This window comes from Paraburkholderia unamae (assembly GCF_003268775.1).
Lineage (GTDB): Bacteria > Pseudomonadota > Gammaproteobacteria > Burkholderiales > Burkholderiaceae > Paraburkholderia > Paraburkholderia unamae.
Genome location: NZ_QLSU01000006.1, coordinates 316,658 through 337,752, shown reverse-complemented (window position 1 = coordinate 337,752; position 21,095 = coordinate 316,658). Strand labels below are relative to the sequence as shown.

The following is a 21,095-nucleotide window of genomic DNA, read 5'->3' as shown; positions in this document are numbered from 1 at the left end:
TCATCCCCCTTGCTTGTCGACCCAAAGCTCGTACGCGCTCGCGGGACCGTCGAGTTGCGGCTCAAAGCCGATGCCATGCACCGACGACTTCGCGGCCAGATGGTATTGCGGCGCATAGAGCGGCACGATGTACCCCTGATCGACCGCGTACTGCTGGACCTCGCCCAGCAGCTTGCGGCGCGGCTCGCCCACCGGCAGCCTGCGCGCCTCGTTGATCTTGCCCGTGAGCGAAGCGTCCGACTTCGGAATCGCCTGGTAGAGGAAGCCGCGATCGCCGAGCATGTCCCACAACTCCATCGCGACATCGGACGGGTTGTCCGTGTTCGGGTAAATGCTCCAGACACCCGTGTGCTGCTGGGTCGCGAACTCACCCGCCGTGGTGATGCGCAGGCGCAGATCGAGCCCCACGTTCTGCCGCAGCGCCGACTGGATCGCGCGGATCAGCACGTCGCGACTGTCGCGAATGTACGGCTGCGGATAACCCACTTCGATCGTCAGACGCTTGCCGTCTTTCGTGCGGAAGCCCTCGCTGTCACGCGCGGTCCAGCCCGCCTGATCGAGCAGACGGTTCGCCTCGGCGACCTTGTTGCCCCACGAGCCTTGCAGCGACTTCGCATAGTCGGGATTGTCGGGGCCGATGTTCGACCACGCGCGGCGCACCGTGCCGAGATAGACGCTCTTGACGATGCCGTCCAGATCGAAGCCGTCGCGCAGCGCGCGGCGCACGCGTACATCGTCGGCGGGCCATGCCGTGTAGTTCACGTTGAGCGTGAACGATGTCGTGGCGGAAGGACCGGTCAGGAACTGGAAGCCTTCGACATGATCGAACACGCTCGCGTCGGTGGGCTGCACGCCCTCGATCAGATCGACCTGCCCCGAACTGAGCGCGCCGGTGCGCACCGAAGCTTCCGGCAGGAAGCGGTACACCACCTTGTCGAGCCACGCCGGGCCCTGATGCTGCGCGGCGCTCGGCGCCCAGCGGTAATCGGCGTTGCGCGTGAACGTTGCCGACTGGCCGCGCTGATACGCGCTGAACACGAACGGCCCCGTGCCCACGATGCCGGGGCCGCCCCCGCACAGATCGTGATTCGCGGCGAGCGCCTTAGGCGAAATAAAGCCGAGCTTCACGCTGGAAAGCGATTCGAGCGTGGTCGAATCCGCTTGCTTCAGCACGATATGCACGACCGAAGGCGACACCACCTCGACATGATCGAAATGCACGAGCAGCGAAGCGGAAGGCGCCGTGGTCGCCGCATTGGCGACGATGTAATCGAAGTTGGCCTTGACGGCCTGCGCGTCGAACGGCGTGCCGTCGGTGAAGTGCACGTCGTCGCGCAGGTTGAAGGTGTAGGTCTTGCCGTCGTCCGACACGCTCCACGACTTCGCGAGCCACGGCGAGTACGAACCGTCGCGCTGTTTGTAGATCAGCGAGTCGACGTAATTGCGGATCACCCAGAAGGCGTTCTGCTGCGAGGAGCGATGCGGATCGAAGCACGCGGGCTCGGTGGTCACGCCCCACGTGAGCGTGCCGCCCGAGACGGGCTTCGCCGCCGCGCTCTGCTGCGCGGCCTGCGCGCTATCGGACTGGTTGCACGCCGCGAGTGAGAGCAACGCACTACCCAACGCCATAGCGGAAAAAATGGGCGAAACGAATTGTTTTGGCCTTCGAAGCATCACTGGATCAGTTTAATAATGGAGGAAACCGCAAATTCATCAGTTCGCGCCGCCCGGGTCAACCATGAAGATTCGATAAGCTTGCCGGGCGGCGGCGCATAAGCAAATGACGAGGAAGAAGACGCGCGTGGCGGCGCGTTCAGGACGTGCCTTGTTTGTCGACCCAGAGTTCGTAAGCACTCGACGGGCCGTCCAGCGACGGCTCGAACCCCACGCCATGCACGTTCGCTTTCGCGGCGAGGTGATACTGAGGCGTATAGAGCGGCACGACATAGGCCTGATCCAGCGCGTACTGCTGGATCTCGGCCAGCAGCTTGCGGCGTTCGTCGCCTACCGGCAGCCTGCGCGCCTCGTTGATCTTGCCCGTGAGCACGGCGTCGCGCGCCGGCACGGCGCGGTAGAGGAAGCCCGCGTCGCCCAGGTTGTCCCAGAGTTCGAACGCGGCATCGGAGGCGTTTTCCGTGTTCGGATAAGCGCTCCAGCGGCCGGTGACCTTCTGGTTTTCGAACTCGCCCGCCGTCGTGATACGCAGATGCAGATCGAGCCCCACGTTCTGCCGCAGCGCCGACTGGACCGCGTGGATCAGCACGTCGCGGCTGTCGCGAATGTATGGCTGCGGATAGCCCACTTCGATCGTCAGACGCTTGCCGTCCTTCGTGCGAAAGCCCTCGCTGTCGCGCGTCGTCCAGCCCGCCTGGTCGAGCAGACGATTCGCCTCGGCGATCTTGTTGCCCCACGAGCCTTTCAACGCCGTTGCGTAGTCGGGATTGTCGGGACCGATGTTCGACCACGCGCGGCCCACGGTGCCCAGATAAATGCTCTTGACGATGCCGTCGACGTCGAAGCCGTCGCGCAGCGCGCGACGCACGCGCACGTCGTCGGTCGGCCATGCGGTGTAGTTCACGTTGAGCGTGAACGATGTCGTGGCCGCCGAAGGCCCCGTGAAGAACTGGAAGCCCGCGACATGATCGAACACGCTCGCGTCGGTGGGCTGCACGCCTTCGATCAGATCGACCTGCCCCGAACTGAGCGCGCCGGTGCGCACCGAAGCTTCCGGCAGGAAGCGGTACACCACCTTGTCGAGCCACGCCGGGCCCTGATGCTGTGCCGCGCTCGGCGCCCAGCGGTAATCGGCGTTGCGCGTGAAGGTGGCCGACTGTCCACGCTGATACGCGCTGAACACGAACGGCCCCGTGCCCACGATGCCGGGGCCGCCCCCGCACACATCGTGATTCGCGGCGAGCGCCTTAGGCGAAATGAAACCGAGGCTCACGCTCGAAAGCGACGCGAGCAACGTGGAATCCGCCTGCTTGAGCACGATGTGCACGACCGAGGGCGAGACCGCTTCCACGTGATCGAGACGCGCGAGCAGCGCCGCCGACGATCCCGTGGTCGCCACGTTGGCGATGATGTAATCGAAGTTGGCCTTGACGGCCTGCGCGTCGAACGGCGTGCCGTCGGTGAAGTGCACGTCGTCGCGCAGGTTGAAGGTGTAGGTCTTGCCGTCGTCCGACACGCTCCACGACTTCGCGAGCCACGGCGAGTACGAACCGTCGCGCTGTTTGTAGATCAGCGAGTCGACGTAATTGCGGATCACCCAGAAGGCGTTCTGCTGCGAGGAGCGATGCGGATCGAAGCACGCGGGCTCGGTGGTCACGCCCCACGTGAGCGTGCCGCCCGAGACGGGCTTCGCCGCCGCGCTCTGCTGCGCGGCTTGCGCGCTATCGGACTGGTTGCACGCCGAGAGCGATGCCAACGCGCTCAGCAAGACCCCTGCCGTCGCGGCTTGGCGCAATGGATTTCTCGATCCTCGATTCATGTTCCGCCCTGTCGACTTGAAGGGCGTCCATATCATCAAATGAAAAGGGTCTGGTCAACGATGAAAAGCCCATAAGCTTGCTAGTGCGCGCGGCATATCATAAGCAGTGCCATGAATCTGCCTGCGCGCCTCGCTGAAAAACGCCTCAGCAACCAAGCCGGTTCGCAAGCTCGCTCAAATCGTTCACGACGAAATCCCACGCCTGCTCGGCGGCCAGATCCGTTTTCTGCTGCGCGCCGTGTTCGGTCGGCCGCGGCACGAAGGCCGTCGAAAGCCCTTGCCGCCGCGCGACCGCCAGGTCGCCGTTATGCGCCGCGACAAGACACAGTTCGGCAGGCTTGAGCGCCAGAATGTCCACGGTTTCGCTATACACCTGCGGCGATGGCTTGTACGCACGCACCACCTCGGCGCCGAGAATGGCGTCCCAAGGCAAACCGGCGCGCTTGGCCATGTCCACCATCAGGCGGATATTTCCGTTCGACAACGGCGCGATGATGAAGCGGCGCTTCAGGCGGCCGAGCGCCTCGACGACTTCCGGCCACGGATCGAGACGATGCCAGGCCAGGTTGAGTTCATCGATCTCGGCGTCCGCGACTCCGGTAATACCGCTACGTTCCAGCACTTTCAGGAGGTTCTCGCGATGCAGCACGTCAAGGCGCACATACGGCCGGCGCGCGCTGCGGATCTCCTCCATGGAGGGCGAATACTCGCGCCGCCAGGCGTCGGCGAATTCGAACGCGTCGAGATGCGGCGCGTGGCGTTGCAGAAAAACGGCGGCCTGGCTCGCGACACCGTTTCGCCAGTCCACCACGGTGCCGAAGACGTCGAATACGAGGGCCTTGATTTCAGTGGGATTCGTCATAGGGTCCAGAAAGGTCAGTGGATCGGAACACGACATGGCGAACCGCCGATGCCAACCGGCAACGGCGCCGCACCCCACATTGAAGCACTAGCGCGGAAATTTCGCTGAGCGTCGCGCCGCCACCCTGCCCAGTACGCCAACGTGCGCTCAGGCCGCCTGCGCTTGCGCGGTGGACGCGGCGGGCGCGGACACCGTATGCCGAAGCTCGCCATCGATCGTCTGCGGCTGCTTGAGCAGGTTGAAGATCGGGCACACGGCTTCCACGGCTTCATGGAGCGCGCGAATCGTCTCGGCGGACTCCGGCGAAACGATATCGAGCGTATAGCGGATATTGTGCGGAAAGATCGGGATGTGCTCGAAGCCCGGCTGCTGGGCGAGCGGATGCTGCTCGCCCGTCACCTCGACGTCGATCGAGTCGATGGAAAGGCCGCGCTCGGCGGCCTGGATCAGCGTGATATGCGTGAGGCAGCTTCCCAGCACGCCAAGCTGAAGCTCGGGCGACGCGGGGCCCAGGTTGTAGCCCGCGAAATCCGCCGGGCTGTCGCTGATCACCTGAAAATCGCGAATGCGGATCTCGCGCACGCCACTGCGCCCGAGCGCGCGCACCTGTGCCTTGAGCACGTTGGCCTTCAGATCGGGATTGCTGCGCGCCGCCTCTTTTTTGGCGAGCCACGCCGCGCGCTTTTGTGTCAGATACTCGTTCAGTGTCGTCATGATCGATATGGGTTCGTTGGCCGATGCGTTGCCGGATGCTGTAAAACCGCGTGCCGCAAAAGACTCAGGCCGCTCCGTGGCGCAACGCCAGGGCGGCCTTCGATGCGTTCAGGCCGCGGGCTTTCCCCATCGCCCGCCAAGCCTGCTACGCCTGCCCAGCCGGCTTAGAAGCCGAGATCCGCGCCGCCGGGGCCGCCCGCCGGAGCCGCCGCCGAAGCCTTGGGCGCCTCGTGCACCGTCGCATCGGTGGTGAGCAGGAGGCCCGCCACGGAAGCCGCGTTTTGCAGCGCGGTGCGCGTGACCTTCGTCGGGTCGAGCACGCCCTTTTCCACCAGATCGCCGTACTCGCCCGTCGCCGCGTCGTAGCCGAAGTTCCCCTGACCTTCCGCGACCTTCGCCGCGACCACGCTGGCTTCTTCGCCCGCGTTGGTCACGATCTGGCGCAGCGGTTCTTCGAGCGCGCGCAGCACGATCTTCACGCCCGCCGTCTGATCCGCGTTATTGCCCTTCAGGTCGAGAATCGCCTGACGCACGCGAATGAGCGCCACGCCGCCGCCCGGCACGATGCCCTCTTCCACGGCGGCGCGCGTGGCGTGCAGCGCGTCGTCCACGCGGTCCTTCTTTTCCTTCACTTCGATTTCGGTGGCGCCCCCGACCTTGATGACGGCCACGCCGCCCGCGAGCTTCGCCACGCGCTCCTGGAGCTTCTCGCGGTCATAGTCGGAGCTGGCTTCCTCGATCTGCGCGCGAATCTGCTTCACGCGCGCTTCAATCGCGCTCGCTTCGCCCGCACCGTCGATCACCGTGGTGTTTTCCTTGCCCACCTCGATGCGCTTGGCCTGGCCCAGTTCCTGGAGCGTGGCCTTTTCGAGCGTGAGGCCGGTTTCCTCGGCGACCACCTGGCCGCCCGTGAGGATCGCGATGTCTTCGAGCAGCGCCTTGCGGCGATCGCCGAAGCCCGGCGCCTTCACGGCCACGGTCTTGAGCACGCCGCGAATGTTGTTCACGACGAGCGTGGCGAGCGCCTCGCCCTCGATATCCTCGGCGATCAGCAGCAGCGGCCGCCCCGCCTTCGCCACTTGCTCCAGCACCGGCAGCAGGTCGCGAATGTTCGAGATCTTCTTGTCGTGCAGCAGGATGAACGGATTGTCGAGTTCCGCGACCTGCTTGTCCGGATTGTTGATGAAGTACGGCGAGAGATAGCCGCGATCGAATTGCAGGCCTTCCACGACGTCCAGTTCGTCTTCGAGCGACTTGCCGTCCTCGACCGTGATCACGCCTTCCTTGCCCACGCGGTCGATCGCCTCGGCAATGCGCTGGCCGATCGACTCCTCGCCGTTGGCCGAGATCGTCGCCACCTGGGCGATCTCCTTGCTCGTCGTGGTGGGCTTGCTGATCTTCTTCAGTTCCTCGACGGCCGCGTGCACGGCCTTGTCGATGCCGCGCTTCAGGTCGAGCGGGTTGAGCCCGGCCGCCACGTACTTCTGGCCTTCGCGCACGATCGCCTGGGCGAGCACGGTGGCGGTCGTGGTGCCGTCGCCCGCGGCGTCGCTCGTTTTCGAAGCGACTTCCTTGACCACTTGCGCGCCGATGTTCTGGAGCTTGTCGGCCAGTTCGATTTCCTTGGCGACGGACACGCCGTCCTTGGTCACGACAGGCGAGCCGAAGCTGCGTTCGAGCACGACGTTGCGGCCTTTCGGGCCGAGCGTGACTTTGACCACGTCGGCGAGCAGGTTCACGCCTTCGATGAGTTTGGTGCGGGCGATGTCGCCGAATACGATGTCTTTGGCTGCCATGATGACGGGTTCTCTCAGGTTCTCGTTTATTGATTGACGACTGCGACGATGTCTTCTTCGCGCAGCACGAGCAGTTCATTGCCATCGACCTTCACGGTCTGGCCGGCGTATTTGCCGAACAGCACGCGGTCGCCCACGCTCAGGTCCGGCGCGATGCGGCGGCCGTCGTTGTCGCGCCGGCCGGGGCCGACAGCGAGCACTTCGCCCTGGTCGGGCTTTTCGGCGGCGCTGTCGGGAATGACGATGCCCGACGTCGTGCGGGTTTCCTGGTCGAGTCGTTTAACGATCACGCGGTCGTGCAGTGGGCGCAGGCTCATGGGCTGAATTCTCTCGGTGATGCGCGATTGGGTTCGCTGTTGAATTGGCACTCGCTGCATGCGAGTGCTGATGGAACACCGAGTATAGAAAGCCGCCGCGCGCCGCTCCAATAACGGATTGGCAGATCGATATCTCCAGAACGCGCTTATCGATATCGCACGCGCAGGTCATTGCAAAGCGCGTTCAGGCCGCTTCGGCTTCCAGTTCGCGCCCGGGAATCGCGGCGAGCAGCGTGCGCGTATACGGATGCCGGGGCGCGCGCCAGATGTTCTCGTGGTCGCCGCTTTCGACGATCTTGCCCTGCTGCATCACATGCACGCGGTCGGCGATGTAGCGCACGACCGAAAGATCGTGCGAGATGAAGAGCATGGAGAGCCCAAGCTCGCGCTTGAGTTCGACGAGCAGATTGAGGATCTGCGCCTGGATCGAGACGTCGAGCGCGGAAACCGGCTCGTCGCAGATCAGCAACGCGGGTTCGAGCACGAGTGCGCGCGCAATGCCTATGCGCTGACGCTGCCCGCCCGAGAATTCATGCGGAAAACGGCCAAGCGACGCCGCAGGAAGCCCCACGCGCTCCAGCACCGAGCGCACGCGAGCACGGCGCGCTGCCGCCTCGCCCACGCCGTTCACGGCCAGCACGGTTTCGAGAATGTCGCCCACCGTGCGGCGCGGATTGAGCGATGCATAGGGATCCTGAAAGACCATCTGCACCTTGCGACGCAAAGGCCGCAATGCGCGCTCGCCGAGCGCGACGAGATCGGTCCCCTCCAGCGCGATCGAGCCGTTGGCCACCGGCGTGAGGCGCATGATCGCGCGCGAAAGCGTGGACTTGCCGCAGCCCGATTCGCCCACGAGCCCCACCGTCTCGCCCCGGCCGATGTCGAACGACACGCCGTCCACGGCATGATGCGCGGGTGCGCCGTGGCGCTGCGCATACGTCACGCGCAGGTCGTGCACGGCGAGCAGCGGTGCAGCGTCGGCGGCCTGAATGCTCGACACCGCGCGTTCAGGCACCGTGCGCGGCACCACCACGAAGCCGCCTTCCTCACCGGGCCGGTCCGACGTTACCGTGTGGCGGATTTCCGGCAAGGTCCACGACTGGTAGTGCAGATCGTCGGCCAGATTGAGCGAGGCGCTCAGGAGTCCGCGCGTATAAGCATGGCGTGGATGCGCGAACAGCTCCGGCGTTGCCGCCTCCTCCACCTTGCGACCGGCCAGCATCACCGCCACGCGGTCCGCATGGTCGGCCACGACGCCCAGGTCGTGCGTGATCAGCAACAGCGACATCGACAGCTCGCGGCGCAGCGCGTCAAGCAGTTCGAGAATGCGCGCCTGGATCGTCACGTCGAGCGCGGTGGTGGGTTCGTCGGCAATCAGCAAGCGGGGGCGGCAGGCCACCGCCATCGCGATCATCACGCGCTGGCGCTGGCCGCCCGAAAGCTCGTGCGGATAGTCGTCGAAGCGGCGCCGCGGTTCGGGAATGCGCACGAGATCGAGCAGTTCGACGGCGCGCGCGCGGGCGGCCTGGCGCGTCAGTGTTTCGTGCTGGCGCAGCGTCTCCACGATCTGCGCGCCGACCGGGAGCACCGGATTGAGCGAGGTCATCGGCTCCTGAAAGATCATCGAGATCTGCCGGCCGCGCAGTTCGCGCACCGCCTTGGGCGGCAAGCCCAGCAGTTCGCGCCCCTCGAAGCGCACGCTGCCCGTCACGCGGCCGGGCTGCGCAACGAGTTGCATGAGCGAAAGCGCCGTGGCGGATTTGCCGCTGCCCGACTCGCCCACCAGTGCGAGCGTCTCGCCCGCGGCAATGTCGAAGCTCACGCCGCGCACGGCTTCGTGCGCCCCGAAATTCACGCGCAGATCGCGCACTTCAAGCAGTTGGCTCACATGACACCTTTACGATCGTTGCCGTTGACGCGGATTGAGGGCCTCGTTCAGGCCGTCGCCGAGCAGATTGAGGGCGAGCACCGCGAGCACGATGGCAGCGCCTGGAATCGCCGTGAGATACCACGCCGTGCGCAGCGAATCGCGGCCGGAGCCGATCATCGCGCCCCAGCTCACGACGTTCGGGTCGCCCATGCCGAGAAACGACAGCGACGATTCGATCAGGATGGCGCTCGCCACCATCACCGAGGCGCTGACGATCACGGGCGGCAACGCGTTGGGCAGGATTTCGCCAAAAATGATGCGCGTGTTGCTGAACCCCTGGCTGCGCGCCGCGAGCACGAAGTCCGAGCGCCGCAGCGTGCGGAATTCCGCGCGCACGATGCGCGCGACCGTGGGCCACGAGGCAATGCCGATGGCGAGCGCGATCACCACCACGTTGGGCCGCCCGATCGCCACGAGCACGATCACCAGCAAAAAGGACGGCACGGTCTGGAACAGTTCGGTCACGCGCACCAGCGCGTCGTCGATCAGGCCTCCGAAATAGCCGCCGATGGCGCCGACCAGCGTGCCGATCACGAGCCCGATGCCGGCCGAGGCCGCGCCGATCAGCAGCGACACGCGCGCGCCATGCGCCACGCCCGCCGCCACATCGCGCCCGAGCGAGTCGGTGCCAAGCAGGAATTGCGGGTCGCTGCCCGGCCACTCGAACGGGCCGCCCACCATGTCGAGCGGGTCGCCGGGGTAGAGTCGCGGCGCGAGCACCGCAAGCAGCACGAACGCGGCGAGCAGCACGAGACCGGCGCATGCCGAAGGATTGCGCAACAGCGCGCGCCAGAAAGCGCGACCGCCGCGCCGCGCGGCTGCGCCCCCGGCATCGCCGCCGCGGCGGCCAAGCAGCGCGAACGCCAGTTGACGCCGCCACGACGAACCTTCGCTCGCGGCGGCGCGCTGCGCCTGAACCGGCAGATCCGGCGATTCGAAACTCATTGGGGTTCCTCCGTGAAGGCGTCGCCGAGGCTGCGCCGCGGCGACGCAACTGATTCAACCTACGCGCGGATCGAGCCACGCCTGTAGCAGATCGACGAGAACGTTCGCGACGATAACAAGCAGCGACGACAACAACAGCACGCCCAGCAGCACACTGAAATCGCGCGCCAGCACCGCATCGAGCGCGAGGCGGCCGAGCCCCGGCCAGCTGAACACCGTCTCCGTCACGGCCGCGCCGCCCAGCAGCGTGCCGAAATGCAGCCCCACGAGCGTGGTGAGCGGCATCAGCGCGTTGCGCAGCACGTGGCGCACCGTCACGCGCCACGGGCTCAGCCCCTTGGCCTGCGCCGTGCGCACGAAATCCTGACGCTGCACTTCGATCATCGCCGCGCGCGTGATACGTGCGTAGATCGCCACGAAGAAGGTGGCAAGGGTCGCCGCCGGCAGCAGCACATGCCTCGCGATATCGGCGGCGTAAGCGAAGCCGTGCAGGTTCGCTCCGATCGTGACGTTGCCGCCGCTCGGCAGCCAGCCCAGCCGCACCGCGAACAGAATGATGGCGAGCAGGCCGATCCAGAAGCCCGGCGTCGAATAGAACAGCAGCGCGAACACCGAGAGCACACGGTCCGGCCACTTGCCCGCCCAGTGCGCCATCACGGCGCCCAGCACCACGCCCGCCACGAGCGCGAGCGAAAGCGCCACGCCCATCAGCAGCAAGGTGTTGGGCAGCCGCGAGAGGATCAGTTGCATCACGGGCATGTCGTAGCGCGGCGAATAGCCGAGGCTGAAATGCGCGAGATGCTTCAGATAGGTCCATAGCTGCACGAGCACGGGCTGGTCGAGCCCGAACTTCGCGCGCAGCAGGGTCATCGTTTCCGTCGTCGCGGAGCCGGCTTCACCGGCGATCACGTCGGCGGCGTCGCCCGGCATCAGCTTGAGCAGGAAGAAGTTGAGGATCACGATGCCGAGCACCGTGGGCAGCGCCTGCCAGGCGGTGCGGCGCAGGATCGTTTGCCAGCGGGCGCTTCGGCTCATCGTCGGGCTCCGTTACTCGTTGATGCGCATTTCAGGCACTCAGCCAGACATCGGCGAAGTTGCCCTCCAGACCTTGCGCGCTCACCGTGTGATCGTGCACGCGGCGGTTGGCGAGCGTGACCATGCGCGGCGCGACGAGGTTGAGGATCGGCAGATCGCGATAAACGGTCTGCTGGAACTGCTTGTAAAGGACCACGCGGCGGTTTTCGTCGATCTCGACCGAGGCGGCTTCGAGCAAGCGGTCCGCTTCCGCGCTGCTGTAATGCGGCGCGTTCGAGAACGGCACGCCGGGCCGGATGTTCTTCGACCAGTAAAGACGCTGGACGCCCACAGCCGGATCGAACAGCGTGTTCACGCCGATGCTCGTGAAGTCGAACTGGCGGTCGGCATAGACGCGCTTGAGGAACGACGGCAGATCCTGCGCACGTACCGTGACGTCGATCCCCACGCGCGCGAGCGCCGACTTCACGTAGCCCGCCTGGCGCTGGTACATGTCGCCGTACGGCAGGTAATCGTGCGTCAGCTTGAAGCGCACGCCGTCCGCGCCGCGCGGCTTGCCTGCTGCATCGAGCAGCGCCTCGGCCGCCTGCGGGTCGAACGCGTAAGGCGCGAGCTGTGCGTCGTGATACGGCGAAGCGGGCGTGATGGGCGTGGGCGAGACGTCGGCGTAACCGTAGGCCACGGTCTTTTGCACGACCTGCGGGTTGATCGCGTGCGCAATGGCCTGGCGCACGCGCTGGTCCTTGAGCACCGGATGATCGAGATTGAAGTCGATCTCCGCGAGCGGTTCGAGAAAGCGGTAGCCACGCGTTTCGGTCGTGAGCTGCGGCAGTTGCGTGAGGCGCGGCAAGTCGGTGAGCGGCACGGGGTTCTCGCCGCCCAGATCGAGCGCGCCGGTTTCGAACGCCGCCGAACGCGCGGCCGGATCGGGAATGACCTTGTAGACGAGCGCGTCGATATACGGCTTGCCCGCGTCCCAGTAGTCGGGATTGCGTTCGTAGACGATGCTCGCGCCGCGCGTCCACGACTTGAAGCGAAACGGCCCGGTGCCGATTGGCGCGTTGTTGTGCGGGTTGGTGAGCGGATCGCCCGTGGCGTACAGGTGCTTCGGCACGATCGGCGACTCGCCCGCCGAAAGCGCCTTGATGAGAAATGGCGCGGGCTTCGACAACTCGATGATGGCCGTATTCGCGTCGGGCGTCTGCACCTTCGTCACGTTCGCAAAGGTGCTGCGCCCGCGCGGGTGAATCGCCCTGAGCAGTTCCACCGAGAACGCCACGTCGGCGGACGTGAACGGCTGGCCATCGTGCCAGCGTACGTTCGGCCGCAGCTTGAACGTGTAGCGCAATCCATCGGGGCTCACGGTCCAGGCGGTCGCGAGTTGCGGCTGCGGGCGCAGGTCGAAGTCATAAGCGAGCAGCCCTTCCAGCACTTTCGAGCTCGCGGCGAGCGCCGGTCCCGTGGTCTGGAAGATCGACACCAGCACGGGCGGCTCGGGATTGATCAATACGTTCAGCGTGCCGCCGCGCTTGCGCGCAACGGCGCCCTGGGCGCGGGCGAGCGCGGGAAACCCCGCCGTGGCGGCGGCCGCGCCGCTTGCAACAAGAAAGGCTCGACGGGTCAAACGTGACATGCTGATGCGTTCCGATTTCGATGAGGCCGGGCGTGGCGATCTGCCAGAGCCGGTAAATTCGCGCCGTGGCGACAGATCTGCAATCGTAGCAACGGCCCTCTCACGCGCTAACCAAGCGATGCTGCTAACCATATGACCCGGCGCGCCCAACGGTGAATGCAGCCGGGCGGCGCCTCAATTGGAAAGCAGAAAAGCTTCTTTGTTATTCGCACGCGCGGCGTGTTTAATTCATCGATCCACCCGCAAGGCGCCCCGCGCCGCAACGAACCTCCAAGGTGTCCGTCTTGAGCGAAACTTCTGTGGCTCCCGTGGCGCAGCGGCACGCATCGTCTGCCGTTTCTTCCCGCGTATCGACGCCCTTCGTTCCCGTGGCCTCTCCCGCCGCCTTTGCCGACAGCCCGGCGGCGCGCGCGTTCGCGCAGCCGCTCATGCTCGGCCTGTTCCTGCCGATCCAGGCGGGCGGCTGGAGCGCCTCCACGCTGCCGCGCGGCACCGACTGGTCGTTCGACTACAATGCCGCGCTCGTGCAGAAGTGCGAAACGCTCGGCTTCGATCTCGTCTTCGCCCTGTCGCAATGGCTGCCCAAAGGCGGCTATGGCGGCGTATTCGACGGCCAGGCGCTCGACTCCTTCATGACGCTGGCCGCGCTCACCGCACGCACCGAGCGCATCATCCTCGCCGCCACGACGCATGTGCTCTACGGGCCGTGGCACCCGCTGCACTTCGCGAAGTTCTCCGCCACGCTGGACCACATCTCGCGCGGCCGCTGGGCCATTAACGTGGTCACGGGGCACCGCGCGGTCGAACACGAAATGTTCGGCTGGAACCGCATCGAGCACGACCGGCGCTATGACATGGCAGCCGAATTCCTCGACGCCGTTCAACAGTTGTGGGCGCAACCGGATAACTTCAGCTTCGAGCCGGAACTGTCAAGCTGGCGACTGCAAGGCGCGTTCGTCACGCCCAAGCCGCGCTACGGACGCCCGCTGCTCATCAATGCGACGGGCTCCGACGCGGGCATCGATTTTGCGGCCCGCTACTCCGACGTGGTGTTCATCACGAGCCCGGCGGGCCCGCAGATCGATCGCGCGCTGGAGGCGTTGCCCGCGCACACCGCGCGCGTGAAGGCCGCCGCGCGCGCGTATGGGCGCGAGGTGCGCACGCTGATCAATCCGATGGTGATCTGCCGCGAGACGTCCGCCGAGGCGCACGCCTATCACGACGCCATCGTCGCGCACGCCGACGAAGGGAGCTTTCATCGCTTCGACAGCGACGCGCATGCGTGGCGCGGCGGTTTCGAGGATCGTGCGAAGGCGGCCTCGCGCGCGGTGGGCGGCAACATCACGATCGTGGGCTCGCCCGAAGAGGTGGCCGGGAAGATCGTCAAGCTGCACGCGGCGGGCATCAACGGCGTGCAGTTGAGTTTCTTCGATTTTCAGCCCGACCTCGACTTCTTCGGCGAGCGTGTGCTGCCTTTGCTGCACGAAGCCGGGCTGCGCCGCTAGGCGCAGCTTGCAGCCATTACAGAATCGCGGCCTCGCGCACGCCCGGCCGCTCCAGCCCGAGATGCGAACGCAGCGTATTGCCTTCGTATTCGGTTCGAAAGAGGCCCCGCCGTTGCAGGATCGGCACCACGCCGTCCACGAACGCTTCCAGCCCGTCCGGCAGCGCGTCGGGCATGAGGTTGAAGCCGTCGGCGGCCTCGCCCTTGAACCAGTGTTCGATATCGTCGGCGACTTGCTCAGGCGTGCCAACGATCACGCGATGCCCGCCCCCGCCCGCGAGCGAACGGATCAACTCGCGCACCGTGTGGCCGCCGCGCCGCGCCTCGGCAATCGTGGCATGGAAGAATGTGTGGTTGCCGTTGCCGCCGTTGGGCAGCGCGAGATGCTCGGGCAGCCGCGCGTCGAGTTCGAGTTGATCGGCCGAAATGCCCAGCGTGCCGGCAAGGCGCGTGAGGCTGTAGCGCCACGGAATCTGCTCGACGAGTTCGTCGCGCCGCCGTAGCGCCTCGGCCTCGGTCGCGCCGATGATGGTCGTGAGGCCCGCGAGCACCTGCACGCCCTGCGGCCGGCCGTAGGCGGCAGCGCGGGCGTTGAGATCGCGCCGGTACGCCGCCGATTCCTCGAACGACTGCGACGCGGAAAACACAGCCTCCGCATGGCGCGCCGCGAGATCGCGGCCGTCGCCCGAGCCGCCCGCCTGCACGAGCACCGGATGGCCTTGCGGCGGACGCGGCAGATTCAGCGGCCCCTGCACCTTGAAAAAGCGGCCATCGTGCTCGACAGGACGCACTTTCGTCACGTCGATGAAGCGGCCGCTCGCCTTGTCGCCAACAAAGGCGTCGTCGTCCCAGCTATCCCAAAGCGCCTTGACGAGTTCCGTGAATTCCGCCGCGCGCGCATAGCGTTGCGCGTGATCGGGCACCACGTCGTGGCCGAAGTTGCGCGCCGAGGGCAGATCGGCCGTCGTCACCACATTCCAGCCCGCGCGCCCACGGCTCACGTGATCGAGCGTGGCGAAACGGCGCGCGATGTTATAGGGCTCGTTGTAGCTCGTCGAAGCCGTGCCGATCACGCCGATATGCGTGGTCGCCGCCGCGATGCTGGCCAGCAGCACCGTGGGTTCGAGCGCCGTGATCGGGCGGAAGTCGATCTGGTCGATGATCGCCGCGTTGTCGGCGAGAAACACGGCGTCGAGCTTGCCGCGTTCGGCCAGTTGCGCGACGCGCACGTAATGCGCGACGTCCACGAATGCGCGAGGATCGGCATCGCCCAGACGCCACGCCGACGGCACGAAGCCCGAGTGCAGGATATTGACGTTCAAATGCAGGCGCCGCGGCGCGGCGCTCGCCGAGGTTCGGCTCATCTCGTAGGCACTCCTCAAATCAGGATCGACGCGGCCGGCACGGGCCGCGCTTCGTTTAACGGGGTTTCAGAACACGCGGCCTTCGGTGAGGTGCGTCGTCACGCCGTTCAGCGCGTAGTCGCCCACCACCCGCGCCTTGTGCAGCAGCGGGTTGTGACTGAAGATCGTGCGCAGGTTGCGCCAGTGCCGGTCGAAATTGTGCGCGCGCGACGTGGCCGACGCGCCGCCCGCTTCGAACAGCCGCTCCGCAGCTTCGAGCGCCAGCTTGCTCACCACGAGCTGCGTGCGCGCCGTCGCCAGCGCCCCTTCCAGCACGAGCGATTCCGCATCCGCCGCACCCGCGCGAATGGCTTGCGCCGAGCGGTCGAGCGCGCGGGCGTTTTCGCGCACCAGCGCGTCGATCGCATGGCTATGCGCGGTGAGCGTGCCGACCACCTGCTGGATGAACGCGTCCTCACGCGCGGTAGGCGCGGTGCTGTGCAGCACGGGACGCCCGTGCTCCACCACGTAACGCTTCGCGTCGGCAACCACGTTGCGCACGATGCCCGCAGCCACCGTCACGAGATGCAGTTGCCGCAGCGCGCCGCCGTGGCGGCCCGCGAGCGTGGTCAGGCCGCGCTCGGTGATTTCGTCGGCGCGCACCAGCAGATTCTCGAACACGAGACTGCCGCTCGCCGTCATGCGCTGGCCCATGCCGTCCCAGTCGTCGAGCACCGTGAGCCCCTCGCGCCGCACCGGCACGACGGCCACCACCGGACGGCCCTCGTCGTTCAGCACGCTCAGGCGCGCATAGTCGGAAAAGGCCGTGCCGGTCGAATAGTATTTGCGGCCGTCGAGCCGGTAATGCTCGCCGTCGCGCCGCAGCGCCGTGGTGTGCTCGCCGGGGCGCGACGTGCCCAGTTCGGTCGAGGCGCCGCCGAAGATCGCGCCTTCAATTACGCGCTGGATCTGCAAATCGTTGAACGGCGTGCGAGCCGAAAGCAGCAGCGCTTCGGTCTGGTCGTAGTGAATGCGCAGTGCATGCGCGAGATTGCTGTCCGCTGCCGCCAGCGTCGCGATCACTTCGAACTCGTCCACGAGCGAGCCGCCCAGGCCGCCCCATTCCACCGGCAGCCGCAAACGCCCGAGCCCGGAGCGCCGGAACGCTTCGAAGCCCTCGAAGGGCAATTCGCGCCGTCCTTCGCGCGCGGCCGCATCCTGGCCGATGATCGTCGCGAGCGAGGGCAAATCGGCGAGCGCATCCTGCAATGACGAAGCGGCAGCGCGATCGCGCACCGGAAGCTGAGTGGGAAGAGCGGACATCGAATTTTCCTTGTTGTCAGGCCCGCGAATCGTCAGGACTCACGGGCGGCCGCACGGCGTTTTGCCAAAAGGAAAAGTATAGGGAGTGCATAGCCCGCGCCTAACCACGGATTTCGCATTTTGTTATTCGCCTGTCTGCGTTGGTCGCCATTACGTACAGTCGGGCAGCACGACATTGCCGCAAAAGCAAACCACGCCCATGCATGGACCGATTTCACTTTTCGTTCTTTGACCCTGCGGCAAGCGCTTGCCGATAATCGTCTGCTCCACGTTGCCTGCGCAGAGCTTGCGCGCGGTGCGTCCACTCGCGACCCAGGAATCATCATGACGCTTCTCTGGTACACCCGTTGCCCCGCGCCGACCCCATTCGGCATTGCCGCGCAGCAAGGCTTGCTGCAAGAGGAATTCGCCGCCGACGGCATCGAAGTGAAGGCGTTGCAGGACGCCGACGACCCCGCCATCCGTCGCTCGCATTTCACGCACACGCAGCCGTGGTCGTTCCGGCAGGGCGGCAACATACCGGCGCTGTGGGCGCGCGCGCAAGGCAGCGACACGCGGCTTATCGGCATAAGCTGGGTCGACGAATTCCAGGCGCTCATCACGCTCGATCCGCAGCTTAAGGCAACGCGCGCTTCGCTCGCCGGTCGTCGCTTCGGATTGCCGATCAATACGGCCGCCGAAGTGGTCGATTTTCACCGCGCCACCGCACTGCGCGGTTTCCACACGTTGCTCGACGCCATCGGCGTCTCGCCCGCCGACGTGGAGCTTGTCGATCTGCCGCACGCGCCCCGCGGCCTCGCCCATGCCAAGGCGCAGGACACCGCACCGCTCGCCGAGTGGCTCGATACCCAGCGCGCCCACGAATTTTCGCGCGAGGCGGCGGCCCTCCTGCGCGGCGAAGCCGATGTGGTGTTCGTCAAGGGCGCGACGGGCCTCGACATCGCCAACGTCCTCGGCGCGCGCGTGCTGATCGACATCAGCGCGCATCCCGATCGCCGCGCGCACGCCAACAACGGCACGCCACGGCCGCTCACGGTCGATGCACAACTGCTGCGCGAACGGCCCGATCTCGTCGAACGCGTGCTCGCGCGTACGCTCGACGTCGCCGCGTGGGCCGGCGCGCACCCCGGCGAGGTCACACGCTATGTCGGGCGCGAAGTGCGCAGCGCCGAGCACTGGGTCACACGCGCGTATCCGGCCGGGCTGCACCGGCAACTGGAAATCGGCCTCGACGCCGCCGCGCTCGACGCGCTGGCGCACTTCAAGCACTTCCTTTTCGAGCACGGATTCATCCCGAACGATTTCGACTTCGCGCAATGGGTCGAGCCCGCACCGCTCGAAGCGGCGCTCGCGCGTCGCGCGCAGCGCGCCGCCGCCATCGCCGCCTAGTTCGACCCATCGACAACACTCATGAAGCGCTGCCCGCCAGCGCGCCTTTTTCCGCTGATCGCCTTGGCCGAACCGATGATTCCTGCCCTCCTGCTCACGGCGCGCCGCCGTGTCTTCCTGATGCTCGTGGTCACGGCGAGCGTACTCGCGCACGTGGCCGCGCACGCGCAAACGCGCGGCGGCACGCTCAATTTCGTGGTGACGCCGGAGCCGACGGCGCTCGTGGATGTCGCGACCACCGCCGTGAATGTCCTCAAGGTCAGCCCGAAAGTGATCGAAGGGCTGCTCGATTACGACTTCGACCTGAAGCCCAAGCCGCTGCTCGCCACCTCATGGGACATCGAGGACGGCGGCCGCCGTTATGTGTTTCATCTGCGGCACGGCGTGAAATGGCATGACGGTGCGCCGTTCACGTCGGCGGACGTGGCGTGGTCCATCGAAGCGCTACGCAAGGTGCATCCGCGTGCACGCACGACGTTCGCGACCCTGAGCGCCATCGCCACGCCCGACCCTTATACGGTCGTGCTCACGCTCAGCGAGCCCGCGCCGTGGCTGATCCGCGCGTTCTCGGCCTCGGAAACGCCGATCCTGCCCAGGCACCTCTACGAGGGCAAGGACGTGCTCGCCAATCCGGCCAACAACGCGCCCATCGGCACGGGACCGTTCCGCTTCGTCAAATGGGTGCGCGGCAGTTACATCGAATATGCGCGCAACGACGACTACTGGAACCCCGGCAAGCCGTATCTGGACCGCATCATCGTCAAGATCATCGCCGACCCGGCCGCGCGCGCGGTGGCGTTCGAGGACGGTTCGGTCGATATCGGCGGCGATACGCCCGTGCCGCTCGCCGACCTCGATCGTCTGAAGGCCAATCCGAAGCTCGGCATCGAAACGCGCGGCTACGAGTTCCAGGCGGGCGTGCAGCGCATCGAGTTCAATCTCGACAACCCCGTGCTCAAGCAGTTGAAGGTGCGCCAGGCGATTGCCTCGGCCATCGACCGCGAGGTGATCCGCAAGATCATCTACTACGGCTATGCCACGCCGACCGCGAGCCCGCTGATGCCGTCGAACCCCTACTACGACGCGACGCCCTCGCCTTACCCGTTCGACATCGCGCGCGCGAACCGCCTGCTCGACGAGGCCGGTTATCCGCGCAAGGCCGACGGCACGCGCTTCGCGCTCACGCTCGACCCGCTGCCGATCGGCGACCTGCCCGCGCGCACGGGCGAGTACATCAAATCGGCGCTCGCCCGCGTGGGGATCGCCGTGACGATCCGCAACCAGGATCTCGCCGCTTATCTGAAGCGTGTCTACACCGACCGGCAGTTCGATTTCACGGCGAACGGCATGAGCAATCTGTTCGATCCGGTGGTGGGCGTGGCACGCTTGTACACGACCGACAACTTCCGCCCCGGCGTGCCCTTCACCAACGGCTCGCACTACAGCAATCCGCAAATCGACAGCCTCTTTGCACAAGCCGCGCGAGAAAGCGACGAAACGAAGCGCAAGCAGCAGTTCGCGCAAATCCAGCGCATTCTGGAGCGCGACCTGCCCGACCTGAATCTCGTCTCGCCGCAATGGATCACGCTCGCCGCGAAGCGCGTGCACGACCACACCATTTCACCCGACGGCACGGCCGCGAGTTTCGCCGATGTCTGGCTTTCGCACCAGGCGTGCACACGTCACCCTGCTTGAACGACTCAAGGAAGATTCAAGGAAAATTCATGGAATACCGGCAACTTGGCCATAGCGGCCTGAAAATCTCCACGCTCACGCTCGGCACGATGATGTTCGGCGGACAAACCGACGAAGCCACCGCCGAACGCATCATCGGCGCGGCGCAGGAGCAAGGCGTGAATTCGATCGATACCGCCGACGTCTACCACCAGGGCGAATCGGAACGCGTGGTCGGCCGCCATATTGCCCGGCAGCGCGATCGCTGGGTGCTCGCCACCAAGTTCGGCAACCCGTTCGACTTCACGCCGGGCGGCGGACGCGATGTCAACGCGGCGGGCGCCGCGCGCAAGCACGTGATCCGCGCCGTCGAAGCGAGCCTCGCGCGCCTGAACACCGATTATCTGGACCTCGTGTATCTGCATCGCGAGGACCATCACACGCCGGTCGAGGAAACCGTGCGCGCGCTGGGCGATCTCATCGCGGCCGGCAAGCTGCGCCACTATGGTCTGTCGAATCATCGCGCGTGGCGCATTGCCGAGTTCAGCCGCGTGGCCGATTTGCTGGGCGTGCCGCGCCCCGTGGCGAGCCAGCCGCTCTACAACCTCGCCAATCGCCAGGTCGAAGCGGAGCAGTTGAGCGCCGCCTGGCACTATGGCCTTGGCGTGATCTCGTACAGCCCGCTTGCGCGCGGCGTGCTGACCGCCAAGTACGAACCCGGCGCACAGCCCGGCGCCGACACGCGCGCGGGACGCCAGGACCGCCGCCTGAGCGAAACCGAATGGCGGCCGGAGACGATCGAACTCGCGCGGCGCGTCGAGGCGCATGCGCGCTCGCGCAATCTCACGGCCGCGCAGTTCGCGCTGGCATGGGTGCTCAACAGCCGCTATATCACCTCGGCCATCGCGGGCCCGCGCACCGAGGCGCAATGGCGCGACTACCTGCCCGCGCTCCAGTACCGACTCGATTCGGATGACGAAGCATTCGTCGATTCGCTGGTTGCGAGCGGTCATCCGTCGACACCGGGCTTCAACGACCCCGGCCACCCGTTCTTCGGGCGGCTCGTGCGTCATGGCGCCCCGCAGGACGCCCGCGCGCCGGGCGGCGAACGTTAACCGGCCAACGCCAAGGGAGCGC

The 21,095-nt window shown here is 66.2% G+C and carries 16 protein-coding genes; 4 read left to right on the top strand and 12 right to left on the bottom strand.

Annotation, left to right across the window (positions count from 1 at the left end):
* The 10 genes from C7401_RS12920 to C7401_RS12875 form a co-directional block, all read right to left on the bottom strand.
* Nucleotides 1-1,611, bottom strand: coding sequence for an ABC transporter substrate-binding protein (locus C7401_RS12920; protein WP_258397026.1), 1,611 nt, complete (start codon nt 1,609-1,611; stop codon nt 1-3).
* Between the two features lie 202 nt (nt 1,612-1,813).
* The gene (locus tag C7401_RS12915) at nt 1,814-3,469 is read right to left on the bottom strand and encodes an ABC transporter substrate-binding protein (RefSeq protein WP_258397025.1); all 1,656 of its coding nucleotides are present in this window, start codon (nt 3,467-3,469) and stop codon (nt 1,814-1,816) included.
* Between the two features lie 169 nt (nt 3,470-3,638).
* Nucleotides 3,639-4,355 (bottom strand): haloacid dehalogenase type II, encoded by a 717-nt coding sequence (locus C7401_RS12910; RefSeq protein ID WP_112171765.1) that lies wholly within the window; start codon nt 4,353-4,355, stop codon nt 3,639-3,641.
* Nucleotides 4,356-4,502: 147 nt separating this feature from the next.
* A complete protein-coding gene (locus C7401_RS12905) occupies nt 4,503-5,069 on the bottom strand; it encodes an OsmC family protein (RefSeq protein WP_112171764.1) in 567 nt (188 codons plus the stop codon).
* Between the two features lie 164 nt (nt 5,070-5,233).
* On the bottom strand, nt 5,234-6,865 hold the full coding sequence (gene groL, locus C7401_RS12900) for a chaperonin GroEL (RefSeq protein WP_112171763.1): 1,632 nt from the start codon (nt 6,863-6,865) through the stop codon (nt 5,234-5,236).
* 26 nt (nt 6,866-6,891) lie between these two features.
* Nucleotides 6,892-7,182 carry a co-chaperone GroES gene (locus C7401_RS12895; protein WP_112171762.1) on the bottom strand — a complete coding sequence of 97 codons (291 nt, stop codon included), beginning with the start codon at nt 7,180-7,182 and terminating at the stop codon, nt 6,892-6,894.
* Nucleotides 7,183-7,366: 184 nt separating this feature from the next.
* Nucleotides 7,367-9,070 (bottom strand): ABC transporter ATP-binding protein, encoded by a 1,704-nt coding sequence (locus C7401_RS12890; protein WP_112171761.1) that lies wholly within the window; start codon nt 9,068-9,070, stop codon nt 7,367-7,369.
* A 9-nt stretch (nt 9,071-9,079) separates the two neighbouring features.
* The gene (locus C7401_RS12885) at nt 9,080-10,057 is read right to left on the bottom strand and encodes an ABC transporter permease (protein ID WP_112171760.1); all 978 of its coding nucleotides are present in this window, start codon (nt 10,055-10,057) and stop codon (nt 9,080-9,082) included.
* A 54-nt stretch (nt 10,058-10,111) separates the two neighbouring features.
* A complete protein-coding gene (locus tag C7401_RS12880; protein WP_112171759.1) occupies nt 10,112-11,092 on the bottom strand; it encodes an ABC transporter permease in 981 nt (326 codons plus the stop codon).
* A 31-nt stretch (nt 11,093-11,123) separates the two neighbouring features.
* Entirely contained in the window at nt 11,124-12,725 is a 1,602-nt protein-coding gene (locus C7401_RS12875) for an ABC transporter substrate-binding protein (protein ID WP_112171758.1), read from the bottom strand.
* Between the two features lie 308 nt (nt 12,726-13,033).
* On the opposite strand from C7401_RS12875, the gene C7401_RS12870 reads away from it, so the two are divergent.
* Nucleotides 13,034-14,230 carry an LLM class flavin-dependent oxidoreductase gene (locus C7401_RS12870; RefSeq protein WP_258397043.1) on the top strand — a complete coding sequence of 399 codons (1,197 nt, stop codon included), beginning with the start codon at nt 13,034-13,036 and terminating at the stop codon, nt 14,228-14,230.
* Between the two features lie 16 nt (nt 14,231-14,246).
* Here C7401_RS12870 and C7401_RS12865 read toward each other — a convergent pair whose 3' ends face one another.
* Both C7401_RS12865 and C7401_RS12860 read right to left on the bottom strand, forming a co-directional pair.
* Entirely contained in the window at nt 14,247-15,593 is a 1,347-nt protein-coding gene (locus C7401_RS12865; protein ID WP_112171757.1) for an LLM class flavin-dependent oxidoreductase, read from the bottom strand.
* A 66-nt stretch (nt 15,594-15,659) separates the two neighbouring features.
* Entirely contained in the window at nt 15,660-16,895 is a 1,236-nt protein-coding gene (locus C7401_RS12860) for an acyl-CoA dehydrogenase family protein (RefSeq protein WP_112171756.1), read from the bottom strand.
* Between the two features lie 324 nt (nt 16,896-17,219).
* Between C7401_RS12860 and C7401_RS12855 the strand changes: the two genes are divergently transcribed.
* The 3 genes from C7401_RS12855 to C7401_RS12845 all read left to right on the top strand — a co-directional run bounded on the left by C7401_RS12855 (nt 17,220) and on the right by C7401_RS12845 (nt 21,073).
* The gene (locus tag C7401_RS12855; RefSeq protein WP_112171755.1) at nt 17,220-18,284 is read left to right on the top strand and encodes an ABC transporter substrate-binding protein; all 1,065 of its coding nucleotides are present in this window, start codon (nt 17,220-17,222) and stop codon (nt 18,282-18,284) included.
* 120 nt (nt 18,285-18,404) lie between these two features.
* On the top strand, nt 18,405-19,979 hold the full coding sequence (locus C7401_RS12850; protein ID WP_258397042.1) for an ABC transporter substrate-binding protein: 1,575 nt from the start codon (nt 18,405-18,407) through the stop codon (nt 19,977-19,979).
* A gap of 29 nt (nt 19,980-20,008) precedes the next feature.
* A complete protein-coding gene (locus C7401_RS12845; RefSeq protein WP_112171754.1) occupies nt 20,009-21,073 on the top strand; it encodes an aldo/keto reductase in 1,065 nt (354 codons plus the stop codon).
* Nucleotides 21,074-21,095 lie beyond the last annotated feature (22 nt).